At 58.9% G+C, this 25,169-nt stretch carries 25 protein-coding genes; 18 read left to right on the top strand and 7 right to left on the bottom strand.

The annotated features are described in order from the left end of the window. The first annotated feature begins 50 nt into the window (after positions 1-50). Positions 51-731 (top strand): hypothetical protein, encoded by a 681-nt coding sequence (locus HMPREF1267_RS09390; RefSeq protein ID WP_005284226.1) that lies wholly within the window; start codon positions 51-53, stop codon positions 729-731. Positions 732-1,089: 358 nt separating this feature from the next. Further along, a complete protein-coding gene (locus tag HMPREF1267_RS09385; protein ID WP_023029099.1) occupies positions 1,090-2,526 on the top strand; it encodes a hypothetical protein in 1,437 nt (478 codons plus the stop codon). A gap of 93 nt (positions 2,527-2,619) precedes the next feature. Here the strand turns inward: HMPREF1267_RS09385 and HMPREF1267_RS09380 are convergent, their stop codons facing one another. The 4 genes from HMPREF1267_RS09380 to HMPREF1267_RS09365 all read right to left on the bottom strand — a co-directional run bounded on the left by HMPREF1267_RS09380 (position 2,620) and on the right by HMPREF1267_RS09365 (position 7,430). Then, positions 2,620-3,561 carry a hypothetical protein gene (locus HMPREF1267_RS09380; protein ID WP_023029098.1) on the bottom strand — a complete coding sequence of 314 codons (942 nt, stop codon included), beginning with the start codon at positions 3,559-3,561 and terminating at the stop codon, positions 2,620-2,622. Between the two features lie 164 nt (positions 3,562-3,725). Further along, complete coding sequence (locus HMPREF1267_RS09375) at positions 3,726-4,880, bottom strand: ATP-binding protein (protein WP_005278081.1); 1,155 nt, start codon at positions 4,878-4,880, stop codon at positions 3,726-3,728. Positions 4,881-4,986: 106 nt separating this feature from the next. Further along, complete coding sequence (locus HMPREF1267_RS09370) at positions 4,987-6,045, bottom strand: CNNM domain-containing protein (RefSeq protein ID WP_023029097.1); 1,059 nt, start codon at positions 6,043-6,045, stop codon at positions 4,987-4,989. Next, on the bottom strand, positions 6,045-7,430 hold the full coding sequence (locus HMPREF1267_RS09365) for a hemolysin family protein (RefSeq protein WP_023029096.1): 1,386 nt from the start codon (positions 7,428-7,430) through the stop codon (positions 6,045-6,047). Before HMPREF1267_RS09365 ends, HMPREF1267_RS09370 begins: the two co-directional genes overlap by 1 nt. Before the next feature lie 149 nt (positions 7,431-7,579). Between HMPREF1267_RS09365 and hemW the strand changes: the two genes are divergently transcribed. The 12 genes from hemW (at position 7,580) to HMPREF1267_RS09310 (ending at position 18,999) form a co-directional block, all read left to right on the top strand. After that, positions 7,580-8,719 (top strand): radical SAM family heme chaperone HemW, encoded by a 1,140-nt coding sequence (hemW, locus tag HMPREF1267_RS09360; protein ID WP_005284209.1) that lies wholly within the window; start codon positions 7,580-7,582, stop codon positions 8,717-8,719. A 163-nt stretch (positions 8,720-8,882) separates the two neighbouring features. After that, positions 8,883-9,923: a heat-inducible transcriptional repressor HrcA gene (hrcA, locus tag HMPREF1267_RS09355; RefSeq protein ID WP_023023433.1), complete on the top strand. Its 1,041-nt coding sequence runs from the start codon at positions 8,883-8,885 to the stop codon at positions 9,921-9,923. A gap of 81 nt (positions 9,924-10,004) precedes the next feature. After that, positions 10,005-11,165 (top strand): molecular chaperone DnaJ, encoded by a 1,161-nt coding sequence (dnaJ, locus tag HMPREF1267_RS09350; protein ID WP_005278092.1) that lies wholly within the window; start codon positions 10,005-10,007, stop codon positions 11,163-11,165. Further along, positions 11,165-11,908, top strand: a complete 744-nt coding sequence (locus HMPREF1267_RS09345) for a 16S rRNA (uracil(1498)-N(3))-methyltransferase (RefSeq protein WP_023029095.1) — start codon at positions 11,165-11,167, stop codon at positions 11,906-11,908. The genes dnaJ and HMPREF1267_RS09345 overlap by 1 nt, the downstream gene beginning before the upstream one ends. A 10-nt stretch (positions 11,909-11,918) precedes the next feature. Next, the gene (locus HMPREF1267_RS09340; protein ID WP_023029094.1) at positions 11,919-12,896 is read left to right on the top strand and encodes a PhoH family protein; all 978 of its coding nucleotides are present in this window, start codon (positions 11,919-11,921) and stop codon (positions 12,894-12,896) included. Then, on the top strand, positions 12,897-13,517 hold the full coding sequence (ybeY, locus tag HMPREF1267_RS09335; protein ID WP_023029093.1) for an rRNA maturation RNase YbeY: 621 nt from the start codon (positions 12,897-12,899) through the stop codon (positions 13,515-13,517). Between the two features lie 51 nt (positions 13,518-13,568). Continuing rightward, positions 13,569-14,417 (top strand): pyridoxal kinase PdxY, encoded by an 849-nt coding sequence (gene pdxY, locus HMPREF1267_RS09330; protein WP_023029092.1) that lies wholly within the window; start codon positions 13,569-13,571, stop codon positions 14,415-14,417. A 126-nt stretch (positions 14,418-14,543) separates the two neighbouring features. Further along, the gene (locus HMPREF1267_RS09325; RefSeq protein WP_023029091.1) at positions 14,544-15,563 is read left to right on the top strand and encodes a formamidase; all 1,020 of its coding nucleotides are present in this window, start codon (positions 14,544-14,546) and stop codon (positions 15,561-15,563) included. Positions 15,564-16,167: 604 nt separating this feature from the next. Further along, positions 16,168-16,410, top strand: coding sequence for a hypothetical protein (locus HMPREF1267_RS13015; RefSeq protein ID WP_156906122.1), 243 nt, complete (start codon positions 16,168-16,170; stop codon positions 16,408-16,410). A gap of 65 nt (positions 16,411-16,475) precedes the next feature. Next, entirely contained in the window at positions 16,476-17,513 is a 1,038-nt protein-coding gene (gene era / locus HMPREF1267_RS09320) for a GTPase Era (RefSeq protein WP_023029089.1), read from the top strand. A gap of 6 nt (positions 17,514-17,519) precedes the next feature. Beyond that, on the top strand, positions 17,520-18,236 hold the full coding sequence (gene recO / locus HMPREF1267_RS09315; RefSeq protein WP_023029088.1) for a DNA repair protein RecO: 717 nt from the start codon (positions 17,520-17,522) through the stop codon (positions 18,234-18,236). Between the two features lie 10 nt (positions 18,237-18,246). Next, positions 18,247-18,999, top strand: coding sequence for an isoprenyl transferase (locus tag HMPREF1267_RS09310; RefSeq protein WP_023029087.1), 753 nt, complete (start codon positions 18,247-18,249; stop codon positions 18,997-18,999). A gap of 31 nt (positions 19,000-19,030) precedes the next feature. Here the strand turns inward: HMPREF1267_RS09310 and HMPREF1267_RS09305 are convergent, their stop codons facing one another. After that, positions 19,031-19,450: a Fur family transcriptional regulator gene (locus tag HMPREF1267_RS09305; protein WP_034658244.1), complete on the bottom strand. Its 420-nt coding sequence runs from the start codon at positions 19,448-19,450 to the stop codon at positions 19,031-19,033. A gap of 68 nt (positions 19,451-19,518) precedes the next feature. Beyond that, positions 19,519-19,809 (bottom strand): helix-turn-helix transcriptional regulator, encoded by a 291-nt coding sequence (locus tag HMPREF1267_RS09300; RefSeq protein ID WP_005278104.1) that lies wholly within the window; start codon positions 19,807-19,809, stop codon positions 19,519-19,521. 188 nt (positions 19,810-19,997) lie between these two features. Here HMPREF1267_RS09300 and HMPREF1267_RS09295 point away from each other — a divergent pair, with 188 nt between their 5' ends. From HMPREF1267_RS09295 to HMPREF1267_RS09285, 3 genes are read left to right on the top strand one after another with little or no spacing between them, the layout of a single operon-like run. Further along, on the top strand, positions 19,998-21,377 hold the full coding sequence (locus HMPREF1267_RS09295) for a glycine--tRNA ligase (RefSeq protein ID WP_005278106.1): 1,380 nt from the start codon (positions 19,998-20,000) through the stop codon (positions 21,375-21,377). A 4-nt stretch (positions 21,378-21,381) separates the two neighbouring features. Beyond that, a complete protein-coding gene (locus tag HMPREF1267_RS09290; RefSeq protein ID WP_023029086.1) occupies positions 21,382-21,891 on the top strand; it encodes a hypothetical protein in 510 nt (169 codons plus the stop codon). A gap of 11 nt (positions 21,892-21,902) precedes the next feature. After that, complete coding sequence (locus HMPREF1267_RS09285) at positions 21,903-22,418, top strand: hypothetical protein (RefSeq protein WP_034667196.1); 516 nt, start codon at positions 21,903-21,905, stop codon at positions 22,416-22,418. Positions 22,419-22,481: 63 nt separating this feature from the next. Here HMPREF1267_RS09285 and HMPREF1267_RS09280 read toward each other — a convergent pair whose 3' ends face one another. Next, positions 22,482-24,500, bottom strand: coding sequence for a TPM domain-containing protein (locus HMPREF1267_RS09280; protein ID WP_034667194.1), 2,019 nt, complete (start codon positions 24,498-24,500; stop codon positions 22,482-22,484). Between the two features lie 71 nt (positions 24,501-24,571). On the opposite strand from HMPREF1267_RS09280, the gene HMPREF1267_RS09275 reads away from it, so the two are divergent. Continuing rightward, positions 24,572-25,159, top strand: a complete 588-nt coding sequence (locus tag HMPREF1267_RS09275; RefSeq protein WP_023029083.1) for a YdcF family protein — start codon at positions 24,572-24,574, stop codon at positions 25,157-25,159. Positions 25,160-25,169 lie beyond the last annotated feature (10 nt).

Here is a 25,169-nt window from a genome sequence, read left to right as displayed (position 1 = left end):
TCTACTAGAGGTTAGAAAATGAAAACCGCGGAAGGAGTGGCTCGAAGCCTATGCAGAAAATCGCCGCCGAGCTGCGTCACCGCGAGCTCACCCAGGAGATTTACAATATCGGCGACGAAGTCGCGGAATACCTCGAGCACCTCATCGAAGCAATCGAGGATTGGGATGAGGAACTGTCCATGGATTGCCTGGCAGAACTCGGCGATATCGTCGACGATGCCCGCGTGGACTCGGGGCGCTGCGTGGGTGAGCTAATTGGGCTTCGCCAAGCGCTAGTATCCGGCGTGCGTTCGGGAACCATTTCTGCCGCTCCTTCTGGAGCAAATGATGCGGAGGAGCCGGAGCAGCTGACCCCGCGCCTGTTGGATGAGCGTTATCCCATTGCCAAGCCCATCGTCGTGCATGAATTGGCAGAAGCTCTGCGCCAGCGCACGCAGGCGGTAGCAGATTACCTGCGCGAGGTCGTGGAGTACGTGCTGGCGCAAACCGATGCCGTCGCCCGCAACCTCGACATGGTCTCCCTGCCGCACTTGTACAAATGCACCGGCGAATCCGCGCTCATTGCCGTACAGGCGTGGAAGCACACCGTGCTCGATACGCACCCAGCGTACGTGCGCTCAATGCGTGGACATAACCCGCCGCAGTTCCTTGAAGAGCGCGCCCGCATTGCTGCGGTCGTAGAAAAAGTTCGCGCCAAGCGTGAGGCAGCCCGCAGGGCCACAACCGCATAGATTTTTAGACTTCCTTGCTTTAAGCAAGGGGATTTTAGCGGCCACCGAGATTCCCTCTCTCGGTGGCCGGTGTAGTTTTACCTCCTTTTAGGGGGTGCTTAAGGGACGAGCGTTAGGTAACCCTGAAAAAGTTTTTGGCTAACGGTGGACTAATTAATTTTCCGTTATTCCATGTGGGCGTGGAAAACCAATAAAGAACCATGATTAGCACCTTGAGGAAAACTGAAAAACTAACTGGAAAAGATTTTCATTACTGTGTAATGTTTCCGCCGTCTACATCTTTGTTGGCGGCGATGCCGTTCTCAGCGACGGAGTAGACATGAAAATTCGTATATTGCACAACACAAGGAGATTTCCGATGGGAGCACGCCGTTCTTCCCGCCTGATTGCCAGCGCAGTGGCTATCGCCACGTTCTCTACTGTCACCGCCGTTCCGTCGTCCTTTGCCGCGGAAGATAACACCACCTTCGTCGAGGAAAAGACCACCGACAATACCGTTGACGTCAACGGTATTGAGTTTGATGAAGACGGCCACTTGCTTGAGGAAAGTAATGCTGGCGATGAAGCATTGGACGAGCTCGAAGCAGAAACCGATGAGTCTGTGGTCGATTCTGAAGACGAAGAATCCAGCAAGCCTTCCTCCCTCGCTGAGCTCAAGCAGTCCGCAGCGTCCAATGAGGACGTCAACATCAAGGTGCTCCAGGACGAAAAGAAGGGCAAGCTTGTTTGCGAGGTAACCGATGCTCCTGGCAAGGAAGGAAACCTGCTCGGCCTCAAGCTTGCCTTGGCCAAGTCTTTCTATGATGGCGGCGAGCAGATCCTAGAAACGGTATGGGAGCTTCTTCCCGTCGTTGGGGACGTTGTCCCGGCGGAGTTTATGGAGAAGATTTCCGGCTTGACCTGGGAGGGAATCGAAAAGCTATTGCGTAAAGGCGAGCAGAACAAGACCGTGACCTGGGATCTCTCTCGCGCACAAGGCATGGCCATTGGGCGGATTGACAACGCCGATGCGGATGTCGATCTAAAGGACCCTGAGGCGGCAAAGCGCACCGTATCTGGCCTCATTAAGTTCGCGGATGGGGTATTTGGCAGCGGCGCGAAGACCGTTCTTCAGCTCTTCAACGTAGCCGTGACCGTTGCGGGCTTGGTCCCTGGAGCGGGTGCGGCAAACCACCTGAAGCTCAGTGCGCAACAACAAAAAGCCATCGCGGATTCTTTGGGTACCATTTCTGAGCGGGCTTCAGACCTAGCTGCGGTGAACGCTCCTGCCGGTCAAATGTGCTCGGATATGTTGAACGGTAAGGAAGTTTCTGCTCAGTCCACCAGCGACCACAACGCGGAGTCCGCCGCAGCTTCTGCTGCATCCACCGCCACCGCCGCAGCATCGGCTGAGGAGGAAAGCGAATCTAGCTCATCAACCAGCGAGAGCACGTCTGAAGAGCTTTCCGAAGAAGAGCCTGTTTCCCAGGGGACCGCCGAGGCCTCCGAGCCGAAGAATGATGACGAGGATGTGCAAGAGGCTACCGACGAAGCAGAGTCAACTGCACAGGCTGAAGATGACGAGGCCAGCATCGAGGCGGATGAGGACGATTCTGACGCTGACGACGCAGACGCAGATGATGGAAAGGAGGAAGAAAGCCAAGCCCACAAGGCTTCTAAGGCCCCTTCCGCGAACGGGTTTTCCTTGGCCTCTGCTCTGGTAGGTGGCGGCACGGTACTGGGCCTGCTTTCTGTGGGCGATTACCTTTACAAGCATGGTTACCTGTCCAAGAACAGTCTTCCTTGGAACAAGTAGCCTCAAGGATCGGCGCTACTAGACCTTAAGGGCGCGTTGCAAAGTTCCCGCGTTTTCTACCAGAGCGCGGGACTTTCGCGGTTTTCAGACCAATTAAGTCGCAGCGTTATTGCGATTGCGTTGCGACCGGAGGGAGTTTTGCCGTGCTGAAATGACCGAGGTGACCGCAGAGAGAAAGCGCTGGGGGTGTTCTACAAGCCGGTGTGGGCAGTAGCGAAGCACCGTATAGCCGGCTGCGCGTAACCGGTTTTCCCGTAGGTGGTGGGCGGCGGTAGCGGGTGTGGAGAACTCTGTGTCGGTGATATGGGAGCTTTGTTCGCAGGAACAGGCGTCGACCTCGATGATGTAGGTGTTATTAATACACAAGGCGACCACTATTCCGGCAACGGCGGTATAGCGTGCTTGAAAGAACAGCGGCCATGGAAACTCCGCTTGGATAAGGAGCGCTCGGGCATAGGATTCATAGGGCGACCGGGATAGCTCCGAGCAGTGGTGGATAACCTCGCGCACGGTGGAGCTATTGCGGACCCGGCCCATGCGGGCGTGTTCCTGTGTCATGTCCTCTTTTGTTATACCTGCTCGCAGCGCAGAATCGGCGGCGACAAGGCCGTCGCGGAAGCCATGGTAGCGAGCGACATCGATAACCGCGCGCGCCTTGCTTACCGTCCGGGCACCGTCGACAGTGTCTGGGGCGGGAATAGTGGCCTTGCGGTAAATGCGATCCGGATGGCGGCGGTCTTTGTGCGGCAAGGAATTGCAAGGAAGGGCCATTTCCACTTTCTCTTCGGTGGAGGCAAGCACCCATAGCCCATGGACGCGAGCGGCTGATTTGGAAATGAGTACTGCGGTATAAGCACTGCGGGCGGCGGCAATGGCACGCAGACGCAGCTGGGCAGGTAGGGGTAGGCTGCGGTAATGATCACGGTGCACCGCGATGCGGGGTGCGAGTTTAAGATAGGTGCCGTTATTGAGGTCGTGCCAGAAGGTGGGATGGTTGTTCCGGATGGACGGAATATTAGTTAGTGCTTGGTTCATGCCTTCGAGCACATACGAGGAGCACGATGCCCGCTACCGAAACGCGTGCCGACTGTGGAGTTCTTGTTGAATCTTCACTAAGTGTGAATCATGATGCCCCAGTGGCGCCACGAGCTTAAGTTATCCACACCCGCGCTAAGGATGGGTTGCGTGACTGAACTCGATTAGTACGAATCGATGACCAAGCTAGCTGCATGCTCGCGCAAGTAGTCTCGAAGGTAGGGCAAGGCAAAGTCTACTTGGCCACTGGCTGGTATTTCGATTAGTTCCGAGTCAAGCAAGCGGCGCCGGTAGTTGGATGCATATTGCGAGCTTTTTCCTAGGCGGGCCGTGATATCACTCATGGATGAGGGGCCATTGTCTTGAGCCATATGGAGCAGGAATGTCCGATCGATGGGGGAAAGCTCCGCTAGGGCGGGCTCATGGACGAGCTGCCCTAGCTTTCGTCGCGCTTTGGAAATGCCTTCCTGCGCAGCTTCCACCGAAATCGTATTGTTTGTTCGGTGGCGGAAAGCCCATAGGCCGACAAGCTGAATCATAAAGGGGTATCCCTGGCAAGCGGTTACGGCAGAATTCAGCGCGTCCGAGTCCCAATTAACCTCTGTTTCTTCTACGGGAGCATTGAGTGCCTTCCGCACGTCCGTATCCGGCACTCGGTCCAATTCAATGCGGTTCGCACGGCGAAGAAAAGTGACAGGGTTAGAGCCATCTTGGCTGGCCAAAAGTGTTTTGATCGAGGAGGGATTCCCCGCCATGGCTACGGCGATATTTTCCCCTTCTCGCACGAGGTGCTGGATGGTAGCGCCAAAATCAATTACTTCATTGCTGCGCTGGTGGTGCATTTCATCCAAAGTAATGAGCATCCCGGTGGGATCGCTGTGGGAAATGCGGTCTAGTTCCCGCTGCGCATGGAGGAGGTCTTTCAAGGCCCTTCTTAAGGGGTAGGTTTCCGCGGATAGTGTTCTTGGATCCCATTCCATGCCGATGTCCAATTGGAAAAGGTGCAGGTTGAAACCTTTTAGCGCTGTCCAGTTGAGGTGAAGGGTATTAATAATTTCAGCACGGAGCCGTTCCGCAAAACCGGCAGATGCCGTGTCATTAAGGATGCGCCACCCGCGATCTGACGCGGTGTTTTTGAAGGCATTGAGCAATACCGTCTTGCCGATACCGCGCGGACCCACGACGAGGGAAATGCGTTCATGGGATCCGGGGCCATCGTCCAAAGCATAAGCAAACTCCTCGATGGAGTCTTTACGGCCAGCCAGGTAGGGAGGCGTGGCCCCAAGCGTGGCGGTAAACGGATTCTTCCGGTTGGTCATAGCCTTAGTGTAAACACCGCGCTTGTGTACGCTTGTTTATCTTTTGAATTTTGTTTATAAAACTACTAGGTGCCGAACCAAGGGGTTGGTTGGTTCGGCGAGACAGTTATACCGCTGGGGGAGGGGTGACCTTGTCCAGCTGCTCGGTAATCTGCGGCCACAGCTGGCCCATGATGTCATCCCAGGTAAGGATCCACACGGCCTTGTCCTTATCCGCCTTGCCCACGACGACGAGCTGTTCATTGCGGGAGCGCATGTGATCCAGCGTCTTTTGCACGGTGGTGGCAGAAGAGACGGAAATCGGGGCGCGGGAGAATTCGAGGACTGGGGTATCGGGATCCGCCATGAGGGTATCGCGCACGTGCACCACGCGGGGGACGCGGGAATCCTTGGGGAAGACGAGCACGCGCATGATGTTTTTGCGCAGGACGAGCTCTTGAAGTTGTTCCACCGTGGCATCGGAAGGAAGCGGCACTACCTCGGAGCCGTGGGCGCGCGCCATGGAGCCCACCGTGGAGTTCTCCAGCTCGATGACATCGGAAATCTGATTGGCGGAATTATCGTCAAGCGCGCCCGTCTCACGGGAGTGCTCGACCAAGGTGCGCAGCGTTTCGGCGTCGTAGCCGGCGGCACCGGCGCGATCCACCGGTTCCTCGCCCGTCATGGCCACCAATTTATTGGCCATTGTGTTAATCCACTTCAGCAGTGGGCGGAAAACCCACACGAACCCGCGGGCGGGAATGGCAATGACCTGCAGGGCGGATTCTGGGTGGGCGATGGCCCACGATTTGGGCGCCATTTCACCCAGTACCAGGTGCAGGAAGGTGACGATAAATAGGGCGAGGATGAAGCTGGCGACATCGGCAATGCCCAGCGGCAGGCCAAGGGCCTCCAGCGGGGTCATCAAAAGGTGATGCACCCAAGGCTTGGTCACGGCACCGAGGACGAAGGTGGCGGCGGTGATGCCTAATTGCGCGCCCGCCAGCATGATGGTCAGCTCATTAAGCGAGCGCAGCCCGGCACGGGCGGTGCGCGAGGTCTCGGCGTTTTCTTCGAGCCGGTTGCGGCGCGAGCCCATGAGGGAAAACTCGATGACCACGAAGAAGCCGGATGCGGCAACGATAAGCAGCGTGACGATGAGGTTGAACCACCAGGTATCGGTCATTATGCCTCCTCCTCTTCGTCGTTGGCATGAACGTAATCTTCAATGAGCTCGATGGCGAGGGCGGAAGGCACGTGGCGGTCCACGTCGTCCACACGCATGCGAATGGAGCGGGTGGGCGCTTCGTCCTGATCCACCCAGTCGTCCGGCTCTGCCTCCAAGGCGATGGTGTGGACCTCACCTACCTCTGGCAGGGCGCCGGCGTGCGCAATAAGTAGTCCAGCGATGGTTTCAAAATCACCCTCTGGAAGATCGTGGCCAATGGCGCGCTCGATCTCATCCAGCGGCGTATCGCCATCGACCAGCCAGTGGGATTCGTCCTGCTCGGTGATTTCTTCGGTTTCCTCGAAATCGTGCTCATCGGTGACATCGCCAAGAATCTCCTCGGCCAGGTCTTCCATGGTGACGATGCCGACGAATCCGCCGTACTCGTCGATGACGCAGGCTAGCTTTTGTTCCTCGCCGCGTAGCTCATCGACGACATCGGGAAGCGGCATAAGCTCCGGAACCACCAGGGGCTCGCGCATGATGGTGGTGGCGCTGGTGGCGGGAGGAAGATCGGAGCCCAAGACATCGAAAAGATGGACCACGCCGATGGGATTGTGCTCGTCATCGATGACGGGGTAGCGCGTGTGGTTTTCGGACATCAATTCGCGGACCTCACCCAAGGTGGTGCTGGGGTCGATCACATCCACGCGGGAGCGGGGAATCATGGCGTGCTCGACGTCGTGTTCGGGAAAGTCAAGCAAACGGTCCAAAACCATGTACGTGTCCTCATCCAAAACGCCGGTTTCGTGCGAGGAATCGACGATGGACTCGAGGTCATCGGCAGTAGCAGAAGAATCGACATCTTCTACCGGCTCGATACGGAATAGCTTCAAAATCGCATTGGAGGAGTATTCGAAAAAGCGGATGAGCCAGCCGAAAATGCGCAGGTACCACTGGGTGGAGGCAGCTAGGCGCAGCGCCGTTTTCATGGGCGCGGCGATGGTGTAGTTCTTGGGGAAAAGCTCCGCAAAGAGCATCGTGGCGATGGTAGAAATGAAAAGCGCCGCGATGGTGCCGATAGCCACGGATACGCCGGTGGGAATGCCCACGCCGCCGAGCAGCACGCCCAGGCCCTGACCCACCAAGGGCTCTGCCACATAACCAATGAGCAGGCCGGTAATGGTGATGCCGAGCTGCGCACCGGAGAGCATGAAAGAGGTGCGCTTGGTGATGTCGAGCGCGCGCTGGGCGGATTTATCCCCTTCAGCAGCCATGGACCGCAATTGGGTGCGGTCCACGGACATGAATGAAAACTCTTGCGCCACGAAGTAAGCATTCGCGACGATGATGAGCCCGATGACGACAAAGCCTGCCAGGATCATCGCAATAGCCGATAACATGATTTACTCCCCACCGCCTATAAGGTGGCGGGGACATCGACTGGGAGGCTCCACTGAAGGTACCTTTCTATACGCGGGAAGTTGGCAATATACTACATGTTTAACACCCATTTCGGCCATTTTGTTCCCCTCCTATTAGGGTTTGATTCATGACTGAACCATTCGGGCTGTATATCCACGTTCCCTTTTGCGCCACCCGTTGCGGCTATTGCGATTTCAATACCTATACCCCCGGCGAGTTGGGCAGCCCGCGGGATCTTACCGGTCCGTACCTTGATGCCTTGGACAAGGAGCTGGAGATGGCGGCTGGCCGCGTGGGGCGCACCGCGGATACCGTTTTCATCGGCGGCGGCACGCCCTCGCTCTTGGGTGGCCAAGGCTTAAGCCGCATCCTGGATACGGTGCGTTCCACCTTTGGGCTTAGCCCAGACGCTGAGGTCACCACCGAGTCCAACCCGGAGTCCACCTCGCCGGAGTACTTTGCCGCGCTTGCCGATGCCGGCTTTAACCGCATCAGCCTCGGCATGCAGTCCGCCTCGCATAGCGTGCTCCAGGTACTCGAGCGCGCCCACACCCCCGGGCGCGCCTTCGACGCCGCGCGCGAGGCCCGGGAGGCAGGCTTCCAGCACGTCAACCTCGACATGATCTATGGCACGCCCACCGAAACCGACGATAACGTCCGTGAGACCTTGGACCGCGTGCTCGAAACCGGCGTCGACCACGTCAGCGCGTACTCACTCATCGTGGAAGACGGCACCCGTATGGCCCGCAAGGTGAATAAAGGACTGCTGCCCGCCCCCGATGAAGACGTGCTGGCCCGGCGCTATGAAATGATTTCTTCCACCCTCGAAGAGGCCGGCTTCGAGTGGTACGAGGTCTCCAATTGGTCGCTGCCCGGCGGCGAATGCGAGCACAACCGCATCTACTGGGTGGACGGCAACTGGTGGGGCGCAGGACCTGGTGCGCACTCCCACCTAGGTGACGAGCGCTTTTATAACGTCAAGCACCCCAACCGCTATATCCAAACATTAGGAAACGGCGAGCTGCCCATCAAAGACAGTGAAACCCTAACGGGTGCCGATCGCCACATGGAGAAGGTGATGCTCGGCCTGCGCCTGCGCGAGGGCATCCCAGAATCCTGGCTCGGTTCCCACGCCGCCCCGGCGCTGGAGGGCTTCATCGACCGCGGGCTGCTCGAGCGCGCCGGCCAGCGCGTGCGAGTGACCAAGCCTGGGCGCTTGCTTGCCGATGGCATCGTCTCCGACCTCCTCATCGCCGAAGAGTCCTAGCCGCCGTCAGAAAGTTCTTATATTCCCCTCTGAACCACCAAAACCCCTTATTCGGGCTTATTCTTGTTAGACTTTTAAGATCGGCACTGGATTTACGCTGTATTTATAGAGAGACGCCGGCACATCGACGGAAACTAACCCGCAGAGAATAGGAGCACTCGAAGTGTCCACCTCAACTGATGCCCGCCGCAAGGAGGTCCTGCGGGCCATCGTTGCGGATTACATTGCCTCCCAGGAACCCGTGGGTTCCAAAACGCTGGTAGAGCGCTACCGGCTGGGCGTTTCTTCTGCGACCATCCGCAATGACATGGCCGTGCTGGAATCGCAGGGGCTGATTTCGCAGCAGCATGCCAGTTCCGGGCGCGTTCCCACGCAGCAGGGCTACCGGCAGTTCGTTGATTCTCTCCACGAGGTTAAGCCGCTTTCTACCCCTGAGCGCAAGGCGATGCTGAACTTCTTGGAAGGCGGGGTAGACCTCGAAGATGTCCTGCGCCGCTCCGTGCAGCTGTTGGCACAGGTCACTGAGCAGGCGGCCGTGGTGCAGCTGCCCAATTTGAAGGTCTCGCGCGTCAAGCACTGCGAGGTCGTCACGCTATCTCCGGTGCGGGTGCTGCTGGTGTTGATTACGGATAATGGCCGCGTGGATCAGCGCAACGTGGAACTGGATGAGGTCATTGACCAGGACCAGACGTATCGCCTGCGGGACATCGTCAATAATGCACTGGTGGGCAAGACGCTTACTGATGCCTCCGTGGAGCTCGCCCACCTCGTCGATGACGCCCCGCTGGATATCCGCCACCACGTGCTCAAGGTGGCGACCACGCTCATTGAAACCTTGGTGGAACAGCCATCTGATCGCCTGATTATGGCGGGCACCTCTAACCTCACCCGCGTCGCGCGCGAATTCCCGGAAGGCCTGCCTAAAATTATCGAGGCCTTGGAAGAACAGGTCGTCGTGTTGAAACTGCTGGCACGCGTGCCGGACCTGGGCAATGTATCCGTGGTGATTGGGGACGAAAACGAAGAGGATCAACTGCGCGATGCCTCCGTCGTTGCCGCCGGGTATGGTTTTGGAACTGGGGGACAGGCGGCGACGCTTGGCGGCCTTGGTGTCGTGGGACCGACGTTTATGGACTATTCGGGAACAATCTCTAAGGTCTCTGCTGTTGCACAATACGTAAGTGAAATTTTGGCAGGCGAGTAGTGCGAGTAGACTAGCCGGTCGCTACATAAATTTTTGCAAGGTAATACCAACAAGACGATCGAGTAAGGAATATCTCTAACAGTGGCTCGTGACTATTACGGCATCCTCGGTGTTGATAAGGACGCAACGGACCAGGAAATTAAGAAGGCGTACCGCAAACTGGCCCGCAAGTATCACCCGGATGTGAACCCGGATGATGAGGCAGCGGCGGAGAAATTTCGCGAGGCCTCGGTTGCCCAGGAAGTTTTGCTGGATCCGCAAAAGCGCCAGATCGTCGATATGGGCGGCGATCCCATGGAGCAAGGCGGCGGTGGCGCTGGCGCCGGTGCCGGCGGATTTAGCGGCTTCGGAGGCGGTGGCTTGGGCGATATCTTCGCCGAGTTCTTCGGCGGTGGCGCTGGCGGCGGATCCCGCGGGCCTAAGTCGCGCGTGCAGCCCGGCAACGATGCCCTCCTGCGCACCCGGATTACCCTGGAAGAGGCTTATACCGGCCTGAAGAAGAAGGTCACCGTCGATACCGCGGTGCTGTGTGATTCCTGCGGCGGTACCGGCTCAAGCTCCAAGTCCAAGCCCGTCACCTGCGATAATTGCAACGGCATGGGCGAAATCCAGGAGATGCAGCGCAGCTTCTTGGGCAATGTGATGACCACCCGCCCGTGCCCGAAGTGCCAGGGCTTTGGCGAGATCATTGAGGATCCCTGCAACCAGTGCGCCGGCGACGGACGCGTGAAAAAGCGCCGCGACCTTACGGTCTCTATCCCGGCCGGCATCAACGATGGCATGCGCATCCGCATGGCCTCCCAGGGTGAGGTCGGCCACGGCGGTGGCCCTGCAGGTGACCTCTACGTGGAGGTGCACACCCAGGAACACGAGGTCTTCCAGCGCAATGCGGATGACCTGAACGTTACCGTGCACGTGCCGATGATCGATGCTGCCCTGGGCACCAATTTCACCATCGACCAGCTCAACGGCGAAGAGCTCACCATCGATATCGAGCCGGGCACCCAGCCGGGCGAGTCCATCAAGGTCGAAGGCGCGGGCATGCCACGCTTGCGCACCGATGGTTACGGCAGCCTGTTTGCCCACGTGGACGTGGTTGTTCCCAAGGATCTGGACCGCAAGAGCCGCGAGGCGCTGGAAAAGATCCGCAATACCCGCGATGAGGGCGCCCGCGTGCGCACCGCCAGCGACGGGCAGGAAGACTCCTTCTTTACCCGCCTGCGCGATAAGTTCCGCCGCTAATGTCGCTGCCCGTCTTCATCCACCCGGATCTCTCCGCCGCCCAGGCCGGAGACGCCATCACGCTGTCTGGGCCTGAGGCGCGCCACGCCGTGACGGTCAAGCGGATGCAGCAGGGGGAGAAGCTGGCGCTTATCGATGGCACCGGAATCCGCCTTACCCTCACCGTCACCGAGACCTCGGGCAAGGACCACTTGACCGGCACCGTCGAGTCCGTTACCCAGCTTCCGGAACCGAATCCGCGGGTAACCGTGGTGCAGGCGATCCCCAAATCCGAGCGCGCCGAGCTAGCCGTTGACCTGGCTACACAGGCCGGGGCGGATGAGATCATCGCCTGGCAGGCGGATCGCTGCGTGGCCAAGTGGGACGGGAAGAAGGCGCCGAAGGCCGTTGCGAAGTGGCAGGCCGCGGCCGAAGCGGCCGCAAAGCAATCCCGACGAGACCGCATCCCGCAGGTGCGCGGCCCGCTGACTACCCGCCAATTGGTTGCGGAACTGGCAGAGCGCGCAGAATCGGCGAGCGTATTAGTCCTGCACGAGGAAGCCACCGAATCCATCCGGGAGGTGGGCTTGCACGGCGAGGTCTTCCTCTTGGTCGGCCCCGAAGGCGGCATCGGGGAAGAAGAGCTGACAACACTGCGCGAGGCAGGAGCCGTTGCCATCAAATTGGGCCCGGAGGTTTTGCGCACCGCCAGCGCGGCGATGGTGGCCTTGGCGGCTATCGGCATGCGGACTGAGCGCTGGTAGCCTATTAGACGTGCCTATCATCACCAAGAAATGTGAGATCGATTCCGCGTATGTCAGCAGCGTTTTGGGCAGCGCGGACGATAACCTTCGCGTGCTTAATGACCGCCTCGATGCGGACCTTTTTGCTCGCGGCAATATTGTCACCGTCACCGGCCCCGATTACGAGGTAGCCCGCGCCGCGAAGATCCTCGATGAGCTCGAGGCCATCGCTAGGCGCGGCCATGCCGTATCTACCGATACGGTCAAGCACACCATGGACATGGTCGCTGTAGAGGCGCCGCAGTCGGTAGCGGCGGCGATGGCGGCGGACATCGTCAAGCGCCGCGGCAAGTCAATCCGTCCCAAGACGGTTGGGCAGTCTGAATACGTGCAGGCCATCGATAATAATACGGTGGTCTTTGGCATTGGCCCGGCCGGTTCAGGCAAGACCTACCTGGCGGTGGCGAAGGCCGTGCAGGCCCTGCAAAATAAACAAGTCTCGCGCATTATTCTCACCCGTCCGGCGGTTGAGGCGGGCGAAAACCTGGGCTTTTTGCCAGGCACGCTCAATGACAAGATCGACCCGTACCTGCGCCCGCTCTATGACGCGCTGCGGGACATGCTCGATCCGGATATGATTCCCAAGCTGATGGATGCCGGCATCATCGAGGTCGCCCCGCTGGCGTATATGCGCGGGCGCACGCTCAATGATGCTTTTGTCATCCTCGATGAGGCGCAAAACACTACACCGGCGCAGATGAAGATGTTTTTGACCCGCCTGGGCTTTGGTTCCACCATAGTGGTCACCGGCGATATCTCTCAGGTGGATCTCCCGCGCGGCCAGGTTTCCGGCCTGCGCATTGTGCGGCGGATTCTCAATAACGTGGACGATATCCACTTTGCGGATCTCAGCGCCCAAGACGTGGTGCGCCACCAGCTGGTGGGCCGCATCGTGGATGCTTATGATTCCTTTGATAATAAAAACGCCGCGGAAAACGAGGGGGAATAAGTGAGTATCGAATCTCTCAATGAGTCGGGTTTTGATGGCGTCAACGAGGAGATGCTGATCGATGTCGCCTCTTATACCTTCGGCGCAATGGACATCAATCCCGCTGCAGAATGCACCATTACCTGCGTGGACCTGAAATCCATCGAGGATCTGCACATCCGCTGGATGGATCTAGAGGGCCCTACCGATGTGATGAGTTTTCCCATGGACGAGCTCACTCCCGGCGCCACTTCTGGTGGCGGGCGCCCCGATGCCGCCGATCCGGGACCTGCCATGCTTGGCGATATCGTCTTATGCCCCGAGTTCGCCCTGCGACAGGCCGATGCCGCCGGGCATTCGCTCGGCCACGAGCTCGCGCTATTGACGGTGCACGGCTGCCTGCACTTGCTGGGCTACGATCACGCCACCGCGGCGGAGGAAAAGGAAATGTTTGCCCGGCAGAATGAACTGCTGGCGGATTGGTACGATGACCTCGCCGCACGCGGGAAAAGCTACCAGCCAAAGCCATCGGGCCCGAAGGCCTTTCCGGATGCTGCCGAGCGCGCACGCCTTGATGAGCAGGTGCCTGGTGGCGGAATTCCTGCCATCGGGGAACCACGCGACGAGGAACCCCAAGAATAATTTCGCCCATTCCTTTGTCTCTGTGCACAGTCAGTAGCACAATGGATAGCTATGACTATCCTTTCCATCCAGTCTCATGTCACCTACGGCCATGTGGGAAATTCCGCGGCCGTCTTTCCCCTCCAGCGCGCCGGCCACGAGGTGTGGCCCGTGCACACGGTGAATTTTTCCAACCACACCGGATACGGTGACTGGGGCGGGCCGATGATTCCGGCCAGTGATGTCACGTCGATCATCGATGGCATCGAAAAGCGCGGTGCTTTTGAAGGTATCGACGCCATTCTTTCCGGTTACCAGGGCGGCTCCGACATTGCCGATGCCATCGTGGACACCGTTCGCCGCATCAAGGCCGTCAACCCCAAGGCGCTCTATGCTTGCGACCCCGTGATGGGTAATGCGAAGTCGGGTTGCTTCGTTTCCGATGACATTCCGCCGCTGCTGCGCGATCGCGTGGTGCCGGTTGCCGATATCATCACTCCTAACCAATTTGAGCTGGGCTATCTGACCGATACCGAGGTCAGCACCTTGGACCAGACCTTGGCGGCGGTGAAGAAGGCGCAGGAAATGGGGCCGAAGACGGTACTGGTTACCTCCGTAAAGCGCCCGGAAACCCCTGCGGATCAGATTGAGATGCTCGCCGTCGACGGTGAGCGCGCTTTCTTGCTCTCGACCCCGCTGTTGCCGTTTAAGCGCAACGGCTCCGGCGACGTGACCGCCGCGCTGTTTACCGGCCACTACGTTGAAACCCATGACGTTAAAGAAGCGCTGCGCCGCACCGCATCTTCCGTCTACGAGCTTCTGCGCACCACGTATGAAGCCGAATCCACCGAGCTGCAGCTCATTCAGGCCCAAGACGCTTTCGCCCACCCGAGCATGCAATTCCAAGCCGAGGAGCTCTAAAGCTGTCTCCCAGAGGGGATGCGTCTGCAATCTGAGACAAGAGCGTCGTTTTTCTAGTGGATACGTGATGTTCGCCATATAGAGTGATAGGTGTAACTTAATCGACGACGTGATTGGAGTCCCGTCTTGTCCAGCACCGGAAGCATCAGCGCATCCCCCGACGGCCTGTTGATGGCCCTTATCCAATACCCAGTTCCCGTAGTCAATTCCCCGGAAGACGTTCAGGCAAACGTCGATGAAATCTGCCGCATGGTTGCCTCGACCAAGGCTGGCTACCCAGACCTCGATCTCATCGTCTTTCCGGAATACTCCTCTTCGGGGTTGAATACCAAGATCTGGTCCTACGATGAATTCCTCATCGGGCTCGATGACCCCAAGGTGGACCAGTACAAGCAGGCTTGTAAGGATAACGACGTCTGGGGAGTTTTCTCCATCATGGAACCCAACCATGAGAAAGGAAAGCCCCCGTTCAACACGGCGATTATCATCAACTCCGACGGTGAGATTGCACTGCACTATCGCAAGCTGCAGCCATGGACCCCCATCGAGCCGTGGTACCCAGGCGACTTGGGCATGCCGGTATGCGATGGCCCCAAGGGCTCCAAGCTCGCGGTCAATATCTGTCACGATGGCATGTTCCCTGAGCTCGCCCGCGAAGCGGCGTATAAGGGTGCCAATGTCTACATCCGCATCTCGGGCTATTCCACCCAGACCCAAGACCAGTGGGTGATGACCAACAAGACCAACGCCTTCCAGAATCTGATGTACACGGCATCGGTGAACTTGGCGGGCTATGACCAGGTCTTCTACTACTTCGGTGAGGGCAATGTCTGCAACTACGATGGCCACATGATTTCTGAGGGCCACCGCAACCCGGGCGAAATCGTCACTGCAGAGGTATTTCCAGCGCTGGCTGATAAGGCGCGCATCAACTGGGGTCTAGAAAACAACATCTTCAACCTAGGCAACCGCGGCTACGTCGGTTACCCAGGCGGAAAGACCGAAAACTACCTCACCTGGGTAGAAGACCTAGCCAAGGGCGAGTACAAACTGCCGTGGTCCGATGATGTTCGTATCAAGGACGGCTGGAAGTACTATCCAGACGGACCGCAGCTTGGTCCGCTCCCGGATCAATTCAAGAAATAGGTACCTGGCTAGTTCTTTTAGCTCCTGAAGGCCCCGCCCCTCGTACATTTTGAGGGAGCGGTGCCTTCGGGCTGGTGTTGGACCGATCGAAAAGCCAAAAGGTCAATGTCCTCAGGTATATCTGAGCGAGATTTGCTACATTTCAGGTGCGAATATGCTCAGTTGTTGCAGTGGACCTATAGCATCTGCGAAAGGGTCGGAGCGGTACAGCTTCGGGGCTCCGCTCTAGTGGCCTTCCCCTTGTGTTTCTAAGGGCGTTTCCGCAAGAGAACCTTCGTCGTAGAATTCTGGTGACGCTCCACCCTGTGGCGATCCCGAATATGGAGCGCCGCCGTTGCAAAGCTCTGGCCATTCGTCTGGATAAAGCAAGTGCCCATTAAGGCCACCGCATACCCGTTCCGCGCGCATGGAACGCTGGAGCGCAGGGGTATTGCACAGTTCGGTTTGGTGCGAAGAGCCATCAGAAAATCTCCCGAATGCGCCAAGGCCGATTTCGCAGTACAGCAGCTCAGGCTCAGCGGCTGCCGCTTGTGGTTGTGCACCTGACTCCTCAGTTGCTACTTGGGCTTCTGGCTCTGCTGGGGTTTCGGTAGTGGGCTCTTGCGTGGTGGATCGTGCAACGCTGCTCGAAGAGGACGCACTAGATGAGCTGGATGATGAACTGGAAGAAGTACTTGTGGATTCCTCTTCGGCAGGCGAAGGGGCGGCATCAGGGGATGAACACGCACTGATGAAAATGGTGAGAAGAGTTCCTAGCAGAAGTAGGGGAGACTTGGTTGGCATGGTGGGCTGCCTTTCAGGAAGCGGTGAGAAATACACCTTGGAGGAGAGAACTGTCTTAGCTTAGCCTGCAGATTTGTTGTGGCGTGAAACAATCGGAGATTTTGGTGCGGTGGGCTATCATTGCAGGTAATGAGTTCTGATATTGATGCACAGTTTGATGCGGCATTCGAGGGCCTGCCAGATGACCCCGATGATGCCGCTCCGGAAGCCGCCGGGGAGAAGGCCGCTCCGCTAGATTATTCGCAATACACGGATACCCCAGAAGGATTCCGCTCTGGATTCGTTTCCTTTGTGGGCCGCCCGAATACGGGTAAATCCACGCTGACTAATGCGCTGGTAGGTCAAAAGATTGCCATTACCGCGGACCAGCCTGAAACGACTCGCCACACCATCCGCGGTTTGGTTCACCGCGAGGATGCACAGGTGGTTGTGGTGGATACGCCGGGCCTGCACCGACCCCGCACCTTGTTGGGTGAGCGGCTGAATGAAGTGGTCAAAGAAACGTATGCGGATGTGGATGTTATCGGATTGACCATTCCGGCAGATGAAAAGATCGGCCCGGGTGACCGGTGGATCTTGGATAATGTGCGCTCGATTGCGCCGAAGACCCCCATCATCGGCATCGTGACCAAGCTGGATAAAGCCTCCAAGGACCAAGTGGGCGCGCAGCTTTTGGCCTTGCACGAGCTCTTGGCGCAAGAAGATCCAGAGGCAGTGGTGATTCCGGTTTCTAGTAAAAAGGGCGTGCAGCTGGATGACTTGGTGCAGGTCATCGTGGATCACTTGCCGGAGGGCCCGAAGTTCTATCCGGATGATCACATCACTGATGAGGGGCAAGAAAAGCGCATTGAAGAACTCATCCGTGAGGCCGCGCTATCTGGCTTGAAGGCGGAGCTGCCGCACTCAGTTGCGGTGCAAATCGATGAAATGCTGCCCTCGCGCACGCGTGAGGGAGTGCTGGATATTCACGCCATCATGTACTTGGAGCGTCAAGGGCAAAAGCGCATCATCGAGGGTAAAGATGGCCTGCGTTTCCGCCGCATCGTGGGCAATGCCCGCAAGGAAATCATGGAGCTACTGGGCCAGAACGTGTACCTGGACCTGCGCATCAAGGTGCTGAAGAACTGGCAATCGGATGCCAAGTCGTTGGGCAGGCTCGGGTTCTAAAAGGCCATGCGCGAAAATTACCGCGACCGCGCCGTGGTCATTCGCTCCTATGATTTTGGGGAAGCCGACCGCGTAATCGTACTTCTCACCCAAAACCATGGGGTGGTGCGTGCGGTGGCCAAGGGCGTGCGCCGAGCAAAATCCCGTTTTGGATCGCGGCTGCAGCTCTTCGTCAATTTGGATGTTCAGCTGTATGTGGGAAAGAACTTGGCCACGATTTCCCAGGCGGATACGGTGAATTATTTTGGTGCGCGCCTCATCGAAGACTACGAACGCTATACGGCCGCGTGCGCGGTCTTGGAGTCGGCCGAGCGGCTCATCTACGCGGATGGCGACGGCGACCCGTATCTCTACAACGCGGTGGTGGCGACGCTAGAGCATCTGCAAACCGAGGAGCCGACGCAAACGCTCGATGCGTTCTTATTGCAGGCCATGGCGCATGCCGGGTGGGCACCGAGCCTTTTTGATTGCGCCCAGTGCCAGCGCCCCGGCCCGCACCACGCCTTTCACCCGGCCGTCGGCGGCGCCGCCTGCCACGAATGCCGGCCACCAGGTGCTGCAGAGGTGGATCCGGAAACCCTGCACCACTTGTGGCTTTTGGCACATGGCTACCCGACGGACCCGACGAATGCGCAGCGGCAGGAGGGGCATCGACTAGCGCGGGCGCACCTGCAGTGGCACATGGAGCGAAATGTGTCCGCATTACAGGTGATGGAACAGTAAACTGTAGTCCGTGATTACCCCAGATCCTTCTCGCCGCCTGACCCCGCCGAATATTCCGGATGAGCTGCTGCCGCGCCATATTGCGTTGGTGATGGACGGCAACGGCCGCTGGGCCCAGGAAAAGGGCATGAAACGCACGGAAGGCCACCGCAGGGGAGAGGCGGTGCTTCTCGATGTCGTCGATGCCTGCCTCGCCGCCGGTGTCCCGTACCTTTCGGCCTATGCATTTTCCACTGAAAACTGGCGGCGCAGCCCTGAAGAGGTGCGCTTTTTGATGGGCTTTAATCGCGACGTGCTGCGCCGGCAGCGCGAGTGGCTCAACGAGCGCGGCGTGCGCGTGGTGTGGGTGGGAAGGCGCCCGCGCCTGTGGCGCTCAGTGATTAAGGAGCTCGAGGCCGCCGAAGAATTGACCAAGAATAATACAAAAATGACGCTGGCCATGTGCGTCAATTACGGCGGCCGGGCGGAAATGGTCGATGGCGTGCGCCAGATTGCGGAAAAGGTCGCCGCTGGTGAGATCCGCCCGCGCGATATTAGAGAAAGCACCATCGCAGAGAGTCTCTATGATCCCAGCATGCCGGATGTGGATCTATTCTTGCGGCCTTCCGGTGAGAAGCGCACCTCGAACTTCCTGCTGTGGCAGTCCGCCTACGCCGAGATGATTTATCAGGACAAGCTTTTCCCGGATTTCACCCCGGAGGATCTCTTTGCCGCTATTGAGGAATATGCCTGCCGCGATCGCCGCTTCGGTGCTGTGAAGTAGGGAAATAGGGAGGTTAAAACAGCACGCGTGATTACTGTGCGGCGGCGCACTGCGAGCACACGCCGAAGATCTCCGCGTCGTGGCCGGTAAGCTCGAAGTTGTACTCGGCGGCTACGGCCGACGCCCACTTTTCAATGGGGCCGCCATCGATTTCTTCGGTGCGGCCGCATTTGGTGCATACCAAGTGGTGGTGGTGCGCATCGGTTTCGCAATGGCGGTACAAGGTCTCGCCATTGGGCATGTGTAGTGCATCTACGGCATCAATATCGGAAAGAGATTGTAGGGTGCGGTAGACAGTGGTGAGACCGACCTTTTCTTGCCGCTCTTGGAGCTGGTGATAAATTTCCTTGGCGGAGGCGAACTTGTCGATGTCCCGCAGGACCTCGACCACCGCGGTGCGCTGTTTAGTATTGCGCGAGCCGAGCTTGGGGATACTCTCATGAATGGACATACCATCCATATTATCAACTCTTTTTCAACAAGCGCTATAATAAATCGTCTTTATATGCAGACCGGTTATTAAGAGGCGATTTTCGCGGCGTCTTCCAAAAGGGTTAACACCTCCGGTGCTACCAGAGAGTAGGTCACCTCGCGCCCATTGCGCTCGGAGCTGACAATCCCTGCCTGCTTAAGCACCCGCAGGTGCTGGCTAATCAGCGGCTGGGACTTGCCGGTGGCTTTTACCAGCTCGTGCACGTAATGGTCGCGCTCCGCTAGGCGGGTAATAATGGAAATGCGCAGCGGGGAATCGAGGGCCGCGATAACGCTTGCGGCCGCAGAGTTATTAAATGCTAATTGAACGGTCGTCATAGGGAGTGGGCACCTTCAATACGGTATCTATTATCTGTCGACCACTACTATATTACCTCAAGTTGGTCATTACCTGTACATTAACCGAATTAAATTTGCACCCCCTGATCCCACTACTGATGGGGGATAAGGGTTAAACTGAATGAGATTGTCACGACTGTCCCCTACCAGAGGAGTCCTTTACAACCATGGCATCCCTTATCGATACCGTTGTTAATCTGTGTAAACGCCGCGGCTTGGTCTACCAGGCGGGTGAGATTTACGGCGGTTCCCGCTCCGCATGGGACTATGGTCCTCTCGGTGTGGAGTTGAAGGAAAACATCAAGCGCCAGTGGTGGCGCCACATGGTCCAATCCCGCCCCGATGTCGTGGGTGTGGATACTTCCGTCATCCAGCCGCGCCAGGTGTGGGTCTCCTCCGGCCACGTGGAGGTCTTTACTGATCCCCTGGTGGAATCCCGCCACACAGGTAAGCGCTACCGCGCCGACCACCTGATCGAGGCCTACGAGGAAAAGCACGGCCACGAGCCAGAAAACGGCCTGGCGGATATCAACGACCCGGAAACCGGCCAGCCAGGTGACTGGACCGAGCCGAAGGCCTTTTCTGGCCTGCTGAAGACCTTCCTGGGGCCAGTCGATGACGAGCAGGGCCTGCACTACCTGCGCCCGGAGACCGCACAGGGCATCTTCATCAACTTCAAGAACGTGATGACCTCCTCGCGCATGAAGCCGCCATTCGGCATTGCCAATATTGGTAAGTCCTTCCGCAACGAGATCACCCCGGGTAACTTCATCTTCCGCACCCGCGAGTTCGAGCAGATGGAGATGGAGTTCTTCGTCAAGCCAGGCGAGGACGAAGAGTGGCACCAGTACTGGATCGATGACCGCTACAAGTGGTACACCGATCTGGGCATCAAGGAAGAAAACCTGCGCCTGTACGAGCACCCAAAGGAAAAGCTGTCGCACTATTCCAAGCGCACCGTGGATGTGGAGTACGCCTTCGGCTTCAAGGGCTCCAAGTGGGGCGAGCTGGAAGGTGTGGCCAACCGCACCGATTATGACCTGTCCGTTCACGACAAGGGCTCTGGTGAGGACCTGTCCTACTATGACCAGGCCAATGACGAGCGCTGGATTCCGTACGTCATCGAGCCGGCCGCCGGCCTGGGCCGTTCCATGATGGCGTTCCTGGTAGATGCCTACGACGAGGAAGAGGCCCCGAACGCTAAGGGCGGCACCGACAAGCGCGTGGTTCTGCGCTTGGACCGCCGCTTGGCGCCCATCAAGGTCGCCGTCCTGCCGTTGTCCAAGAAGGAGGAGCTCTCCACCCCGGCCCGCGAGCTGGCGGATAAGCTGCGCGCCTACTGGAACGTGGACTTTGACGTTTCCGGTGCCATCGGCCGCCGCTACCGCCGCCAAGACGAGGTTGGTACGCCATTCTGCGTCACCTTCGACTTCGATTCGCTCGAGGATAACGCCGTGACCGTGCGCGAGCGCGACACCATGGAGCAAGAGCGCGTAAAGATTGAGGATCTTGAGTCCTACCTCGCCGCGCGCCTGATTGGATGCTAAGCAGATGCACTACACCAGCTGGGATCGCTCCGAGCGCGACAAGCCCGTCCTCCTCGTTGAGGAGGGGCCGGAGCGCCTAGGCGTGTTCGCGGAGCATTCCGCCGAGGTAGACGGCAACTTTTGGCGCGTCGAGGTCAGCGATCTGGGCGCTTCGGCCACGCTTGACGATGGCTCCGTCTACCGCCTCGCCGGCCGCCTCGGCCGCGATAAGCGGCTGGAGGCCTCGCTCAATGGCCGCACCTTTCATTACGTCAATGAAAATAGCGGCGATTGGATCATCGATGACGTCGATGACAACAAGGTGGCACAGTTTTCCGCCAAGAATTCTGGCGTGCGCAAGGCCATCTTGGAATTCGAAGACGATGCGGAGGGTCTAAGCACCGCGGAGATCGCCGGTCTCAGCTGGTTTACCCGTGCGATCTTGGAAAAGAACACCAAAAACTCCGCGTGGGTATGGATCATCACGCTGGTGTTGGCCTCCATCGTTGCCCTGTTGGCGGTGTTCATTTTCTAATGGCGGGAACGATGCCGTGGCAGTGGACAGGTACTACTCTGCGCGACGTACGCGGCACCGACATCGCCTGGGTGCGAGACGGGGTACTGACCATTGCCGGCGCGCTCTCTGGGGATCCCACACAGCCGGATGTGCTTTTTGATGTGGAGACCTCGCTAGACGGTGCAACCGCCTCCCCGCGTTTCTTCCTGCGGGCGCGGCCGCGTGCCAGCCGCGGCGCGGACTCCGGCGCCGCGAAGCATTGTGAAGTTTCGCAGGCGGGATTGACCGTCACGCGCCTGCGCGCGACCTGCGGAGACGCCCACTACCTTTTGGAGCGCTCCGCCATCTTTGGCAAGCAGCGCCGCATCGTGGCCCTTGCCGAAGATGGTAGCGCGGAGGGCTCTGAAGTTGCCCGCCTTAACCCGCGGGGGAGCGGCCTAGAAGTAGCGGCCTCGGATAATAATGGCCTTCCAGACCTAGATGCGGTGGTGCTGAGCTATAGTTGCCTGCTTGTCGATGCCGCACCGCGCATCGTGCGCGGCTAAGCACCCATCAAGCAGGCCTTCTAAGCCGGCGGCCTAGAAGGAGCCGCTCTGGAAGGAGCCGCTCTAGAACGAGCCGCCGCGGAAACCGCCTCCGCCACCGCCGCCGGAGAATCCTCCGCCGCCGCCACCGAAGCTGCCGCCGCCTCCGCTGAAACCACCGCCGAAGCCGCGGCCACCGCCGCCCAAGATTTGGCCTAGGACCATACCGGTGATGATATTGCCGGCCGTGGAACTCGTCTGCTGGCGTTGTTGCTGGCGGCGGTACTCATCGGAATCATCCTTGGCCCGCTGCAAGGCGGTTTGCGCTGCGGCAACGGCTTCGCGGGAGGATTGCAACGCGCCGCGGATATCGCTGCGCTGGGTATGCAGGGCTTGGGCGTGGAGACGCTTGGCATCGGCAAGCGCGGTGCGGGCGCCGGAACCAACGATGCGCCCGCGCGAAGAAATGAGATCCTCGGCGGCCTGAATATTGGATTCTGCCACCGACATTTGCTGGTGGAAAAGCTCGAGCTGGCGCGCGTGGGTGGAGGTCTTTTCCCGCACGCGGTCGAGGCGCTCATCAAGCTCGGTATCGATGCTCATAAGGGCGGTGTGCTGGCCCAAGGGATCCGTATCGCCCTGTTGCTTGGCGTCAGTGACCGCGGCAGAAGCGCGCTCAAGCAGCTCCTCGAGGGCCTCCCAATCCGCCTGGGTTCCCTGAGATTTGCCTTGGCGCTCCAGTTCGCGGGCTTCCTCGATTTCGCCCTCGACCTCGGTGATAAGCGCACCCAGATTGCGGCGCGCGGAGGAAATATTCTCCTCGGCGTGCTCCACACCGGTCAGGAGCCTATCGGTAACCTCTGTGGCGTGCTCGATATCGCGGATAAGCCCCACGAGCGAACCCTGTTGGCCGGCAGGCTGACCTTGCACCTCGCGGGCTTGGTCCAGGAGCTTTTCGGCTTCATCGAGGGAGGCGCTAGCCAATTCTGGGTTTTCTGCAATGGAGGATAAGACCTCCGCGGAGTAGTCCTCTTGGAGCTTTTTCAGGGTACCTTCGGCGCCCGGCAGGCGGGTGCGCAGCCCGACGGTGCGCTGTGTGAGCTCGTCCAACTTAGAGTCGCTTTGCAGCAGCAGGTCGCGCATCCGGGCAAACTCTTCTGCCTGGCTATCCAATGCGTCATCGGCTTGGCCGCAGGTAGAGACGATTTCTACCAGCATCTGCCGGCGCTCGGCCTGGGATTCTGGCACCGAATCATCGAGGCGCTGGCGAATCTTAAAGGCCTTTTGCAGGGTGGAGGTGGAATGATTCATCGCCTTGGTAAACGGGCGGGTGCGCTCCGGCCCGAACTCAGACAGGGCGATATTGAGCTCTTCCTTACCGCGGCGGATGGATTCATCCGTGGAGACCAATTCTTCCTGGGCCAACTTATCCAGGGTTTCCAGCGGTAGCCGGTTTAATTGATCGGTATCTTCTGGCGCAATCTCGCGGGCGGACTCTAAGGTCTTTGCCTGATTCTTCTTTGTACTGCGGCGCGAGTAGTACCAAATGCCACCGCCTGCAGCGACGATGGCGGCGGCGCCACCGCCCAGCCAGGCTATGCCGGAGGAATCAGAGGAGCTGGAGGAGCCAAGGGCGGCATCGGCAAGCGCGATCGCAGAAGCGCCGTATTCCTCAGCAGAGAGCTTGCTGTAGGCGGCATCGTACATCTGATCCAGGCGGCCTTCCGGCCATTGATCGCCGGTCTGCACGCCCACTTGGCGCTCGTTCACGCCAACGACATAGGCCGCGGAATTCGGGCCTTTCTCGTTGACGATGCTGCGCGCATAGCTTTCTGGATCAGTGCCAAGATCATCCGCGAAGACAACGAAGATGATGAGCGACTGGTCTTTTTGCAGCTGGGTGATCTTCTCATTGATCTCCCTAATTTCCTCGGTGCTTAAGACCCCTGCCTCATCATTTACCCGGTCTGTCACCGCCGCTGTATCCGGGGCTTGGGCAATGGTAGTGGTCTCCGCGGCTAAGGCCTGGCCTGCGCCAATGGAGGTGCAGCCGAGCAAAAATGCCGCGATGGTAGCGCGGCCGATTCGTGCACTAAGATTCATGCCCACAACTCTACCTGCCCGAACGCCCAATCCGGAGAACCTCCTCTGCAGGCAGTAGGGTGGGAAGCATTGTGAAATACGTCGTTGTTTTAGGCACCGCGCAATACGATGGCCGCCCCTCCCGCATCCTAGCCGGGCGCCTGCGCCATGCCGGGGAGCTGGCCACCTCCCGCGGCCTGCCCGTCATAACCGTGGGCGGCCAGCTGCCCGGGGACCGGTTTACCGAGGCCGGGGTTGCCCACGATTACCTGCGCGAGCATTTCCCTGGGCTGCAGGTATCCGCCGTGGAGGAGGGCCTCGATACGCGTGAGTCCTTAGCTGCGGTTATCGATGCCCACGGCCTTGCCGATGCCATCATCGTCACCGATCCCTTGCACAGGTTGCGCACGTGGGTCATCGCCCAGCAGGAAGGGCTCAACGCTCACGTTTCCGGCACGCCCTATTATCCCGCCCGGCGCTTGTCCAAGCCCTGGTGGCGCTACCTCGCGCACGAATGCGGCGGGCTGTTTTATATTGGGCTCGCCAGCATCGTCTCTCCCCGGTGCGCGCGTGCCTGGAAAAGGTGCCTGTACCGCATTGAGCTGATGCTGCGGCCGAATCAGAAGCTGCGGCACGAAACGATGCAAAATAAAGACGCAGACCGCACGCAGGGGGAATAGACTAAAACGC

The sequence above is a fragment of the Corynebacterium sp. KPL1824 genome (assembly GCF_000478095.1).
Lineage (GTDB): Bacteria > Actinomycetota > Actinomycetes > Mycobacteriales > Mycobacteriaceae > Corynebacterium > Corynebacterium accolens.
This window is presented reverse-complemented; position numbering and strand designations above follow the sequence as displayed.

What these genes read in the sequence shown, in the direction of transcription:
- HMPREF1267_RS09390 (WP_005284226.1), top strand. Translation starts at nt 51, where the DNA reads ATGCAGAAAATCGCCGCCGAGCTGCGTCACCGCGAGCTCACCCAGGAG.
- HMPREF1267_RS09385 (WP_023029099.1), top strand. Translation starts at nt 1,090, where the DNA reads ATGGGAGCACGCCGTTCTTCCCGCCTGATTGCCAGCGCAGTGGCTATC.
- HMPREF1267_RS09380 (WP_023029098.1), bottom strand. Translation starts at nt 3,561, where the DNA reads ATGAACCAAGCACTAACTAATATTCCGTCCATCCGGAACAACCATCCC.
- HMPREF1267_RS09375 (WP_005278081.1), bottom strand. Translation starts at nt 4,880, where the DNA reads ATGACCAACCGGAAGAATCCGTTTACCGCCACGCTTGGGGCCACGCCT.
- HMPREF1267_RS09370 (WP_023029097.1), bottom strand. Translation starts at nt 6,045, where the DNA reads ATGACCGATACCTGGTGGTTCAACCTCATCGTCACGCTGCTTATCGTT.
- HMPREF1267_RS09365 (WP_023029096.1), bottom strand. Translation starts at nt 7,430, where the DNA reads ATGTTATCGGCTATTGCGATGATCCTGGCAGGCTTTGTCGTCATCGGG.
- hemW (WP_005284209.1), top strand. Translation starts at nt 7,580, where the DNA reads ATGACTGAACCATTCGGGCTGTATATCCACGTTCCCTTTTGCGCCACC.
- HMPREF1267_RS09345 (WP_023029095.1), top strand. Translation starts at nt 11,165, where the DNA reads ATGTCGCTGCCCGTCTTCATCCACCCGGATCTCTCCGCCGCCCAGGCC.
- pdxY (WP_023029092.1), top strand. Translation starts at nt 13,569, where the DNA reads ATGACTATCCTTTCCATCCAGTCTCATGTCACCTACGGCCATGTGGGA.
- era (WP_023029089.1), top strand. Translation starts at nt 16,476, where the DNA reads ATGAGTTCTGATATTGATGCACAGTTTGATGCGGCATTCGAGGGCCTG.
- recO (WP_023029088.1), top strand. Translation starts at nt 17,520, where the DNA reads ATGCGCGAAAATTACCGCGACCGCGCCGTGGTCATTCGCTCCTATGAT.
- HMPREF1267_RS09305 (WP_034658244.1), bottom strand. Translation starts at nt 19,450, where the DNA reads ATGTCCATTCATGAGAGTATCCCCAAGCTCGGCTCGCGCAATACTAAA.
- HMPREF1267_RS09300 (WP_005278104.1), bottom strand. Translation starts at nt 19,809, where the DNA reads ATGACGACCGTTCAATTAGCATTTAATAACTCTGCGGCCGCAAGCGTT.
- HMPREF1267_RS09295 (WP_005278106.1), top strand. Translation starts at nt 19,998, where the DNA reads ATGGCATCCCTTATCGATACCGTTGTTAATCTGTGTAAACGCCGCGGC.
- HMPREF1267_RS09290 (WP_023029086.1), top strand. Translation starts at nt 21,382, where the DNA reads ATGCACTACACCAGCTGGGATCGCTCCGAGCGCGACAAGCCCGTCCTC.
- HMPREF1267_RS09285 (WP_034667196.1), top strand. Translation starts at nt 21,903, where the DNA reads ATGCCGTGGCAGTGGACAGGTACTACTCTGCGCGACGTACGCGGCACC.
- HMPREF1267_RS09280 (WP_034667194.1), bottom strand. Translation starts at nt 24,500, where the DNA reads ATGAATCTTAGTGCACGAATCGGCCGCGCTACCATCGCGGCATTTTTG.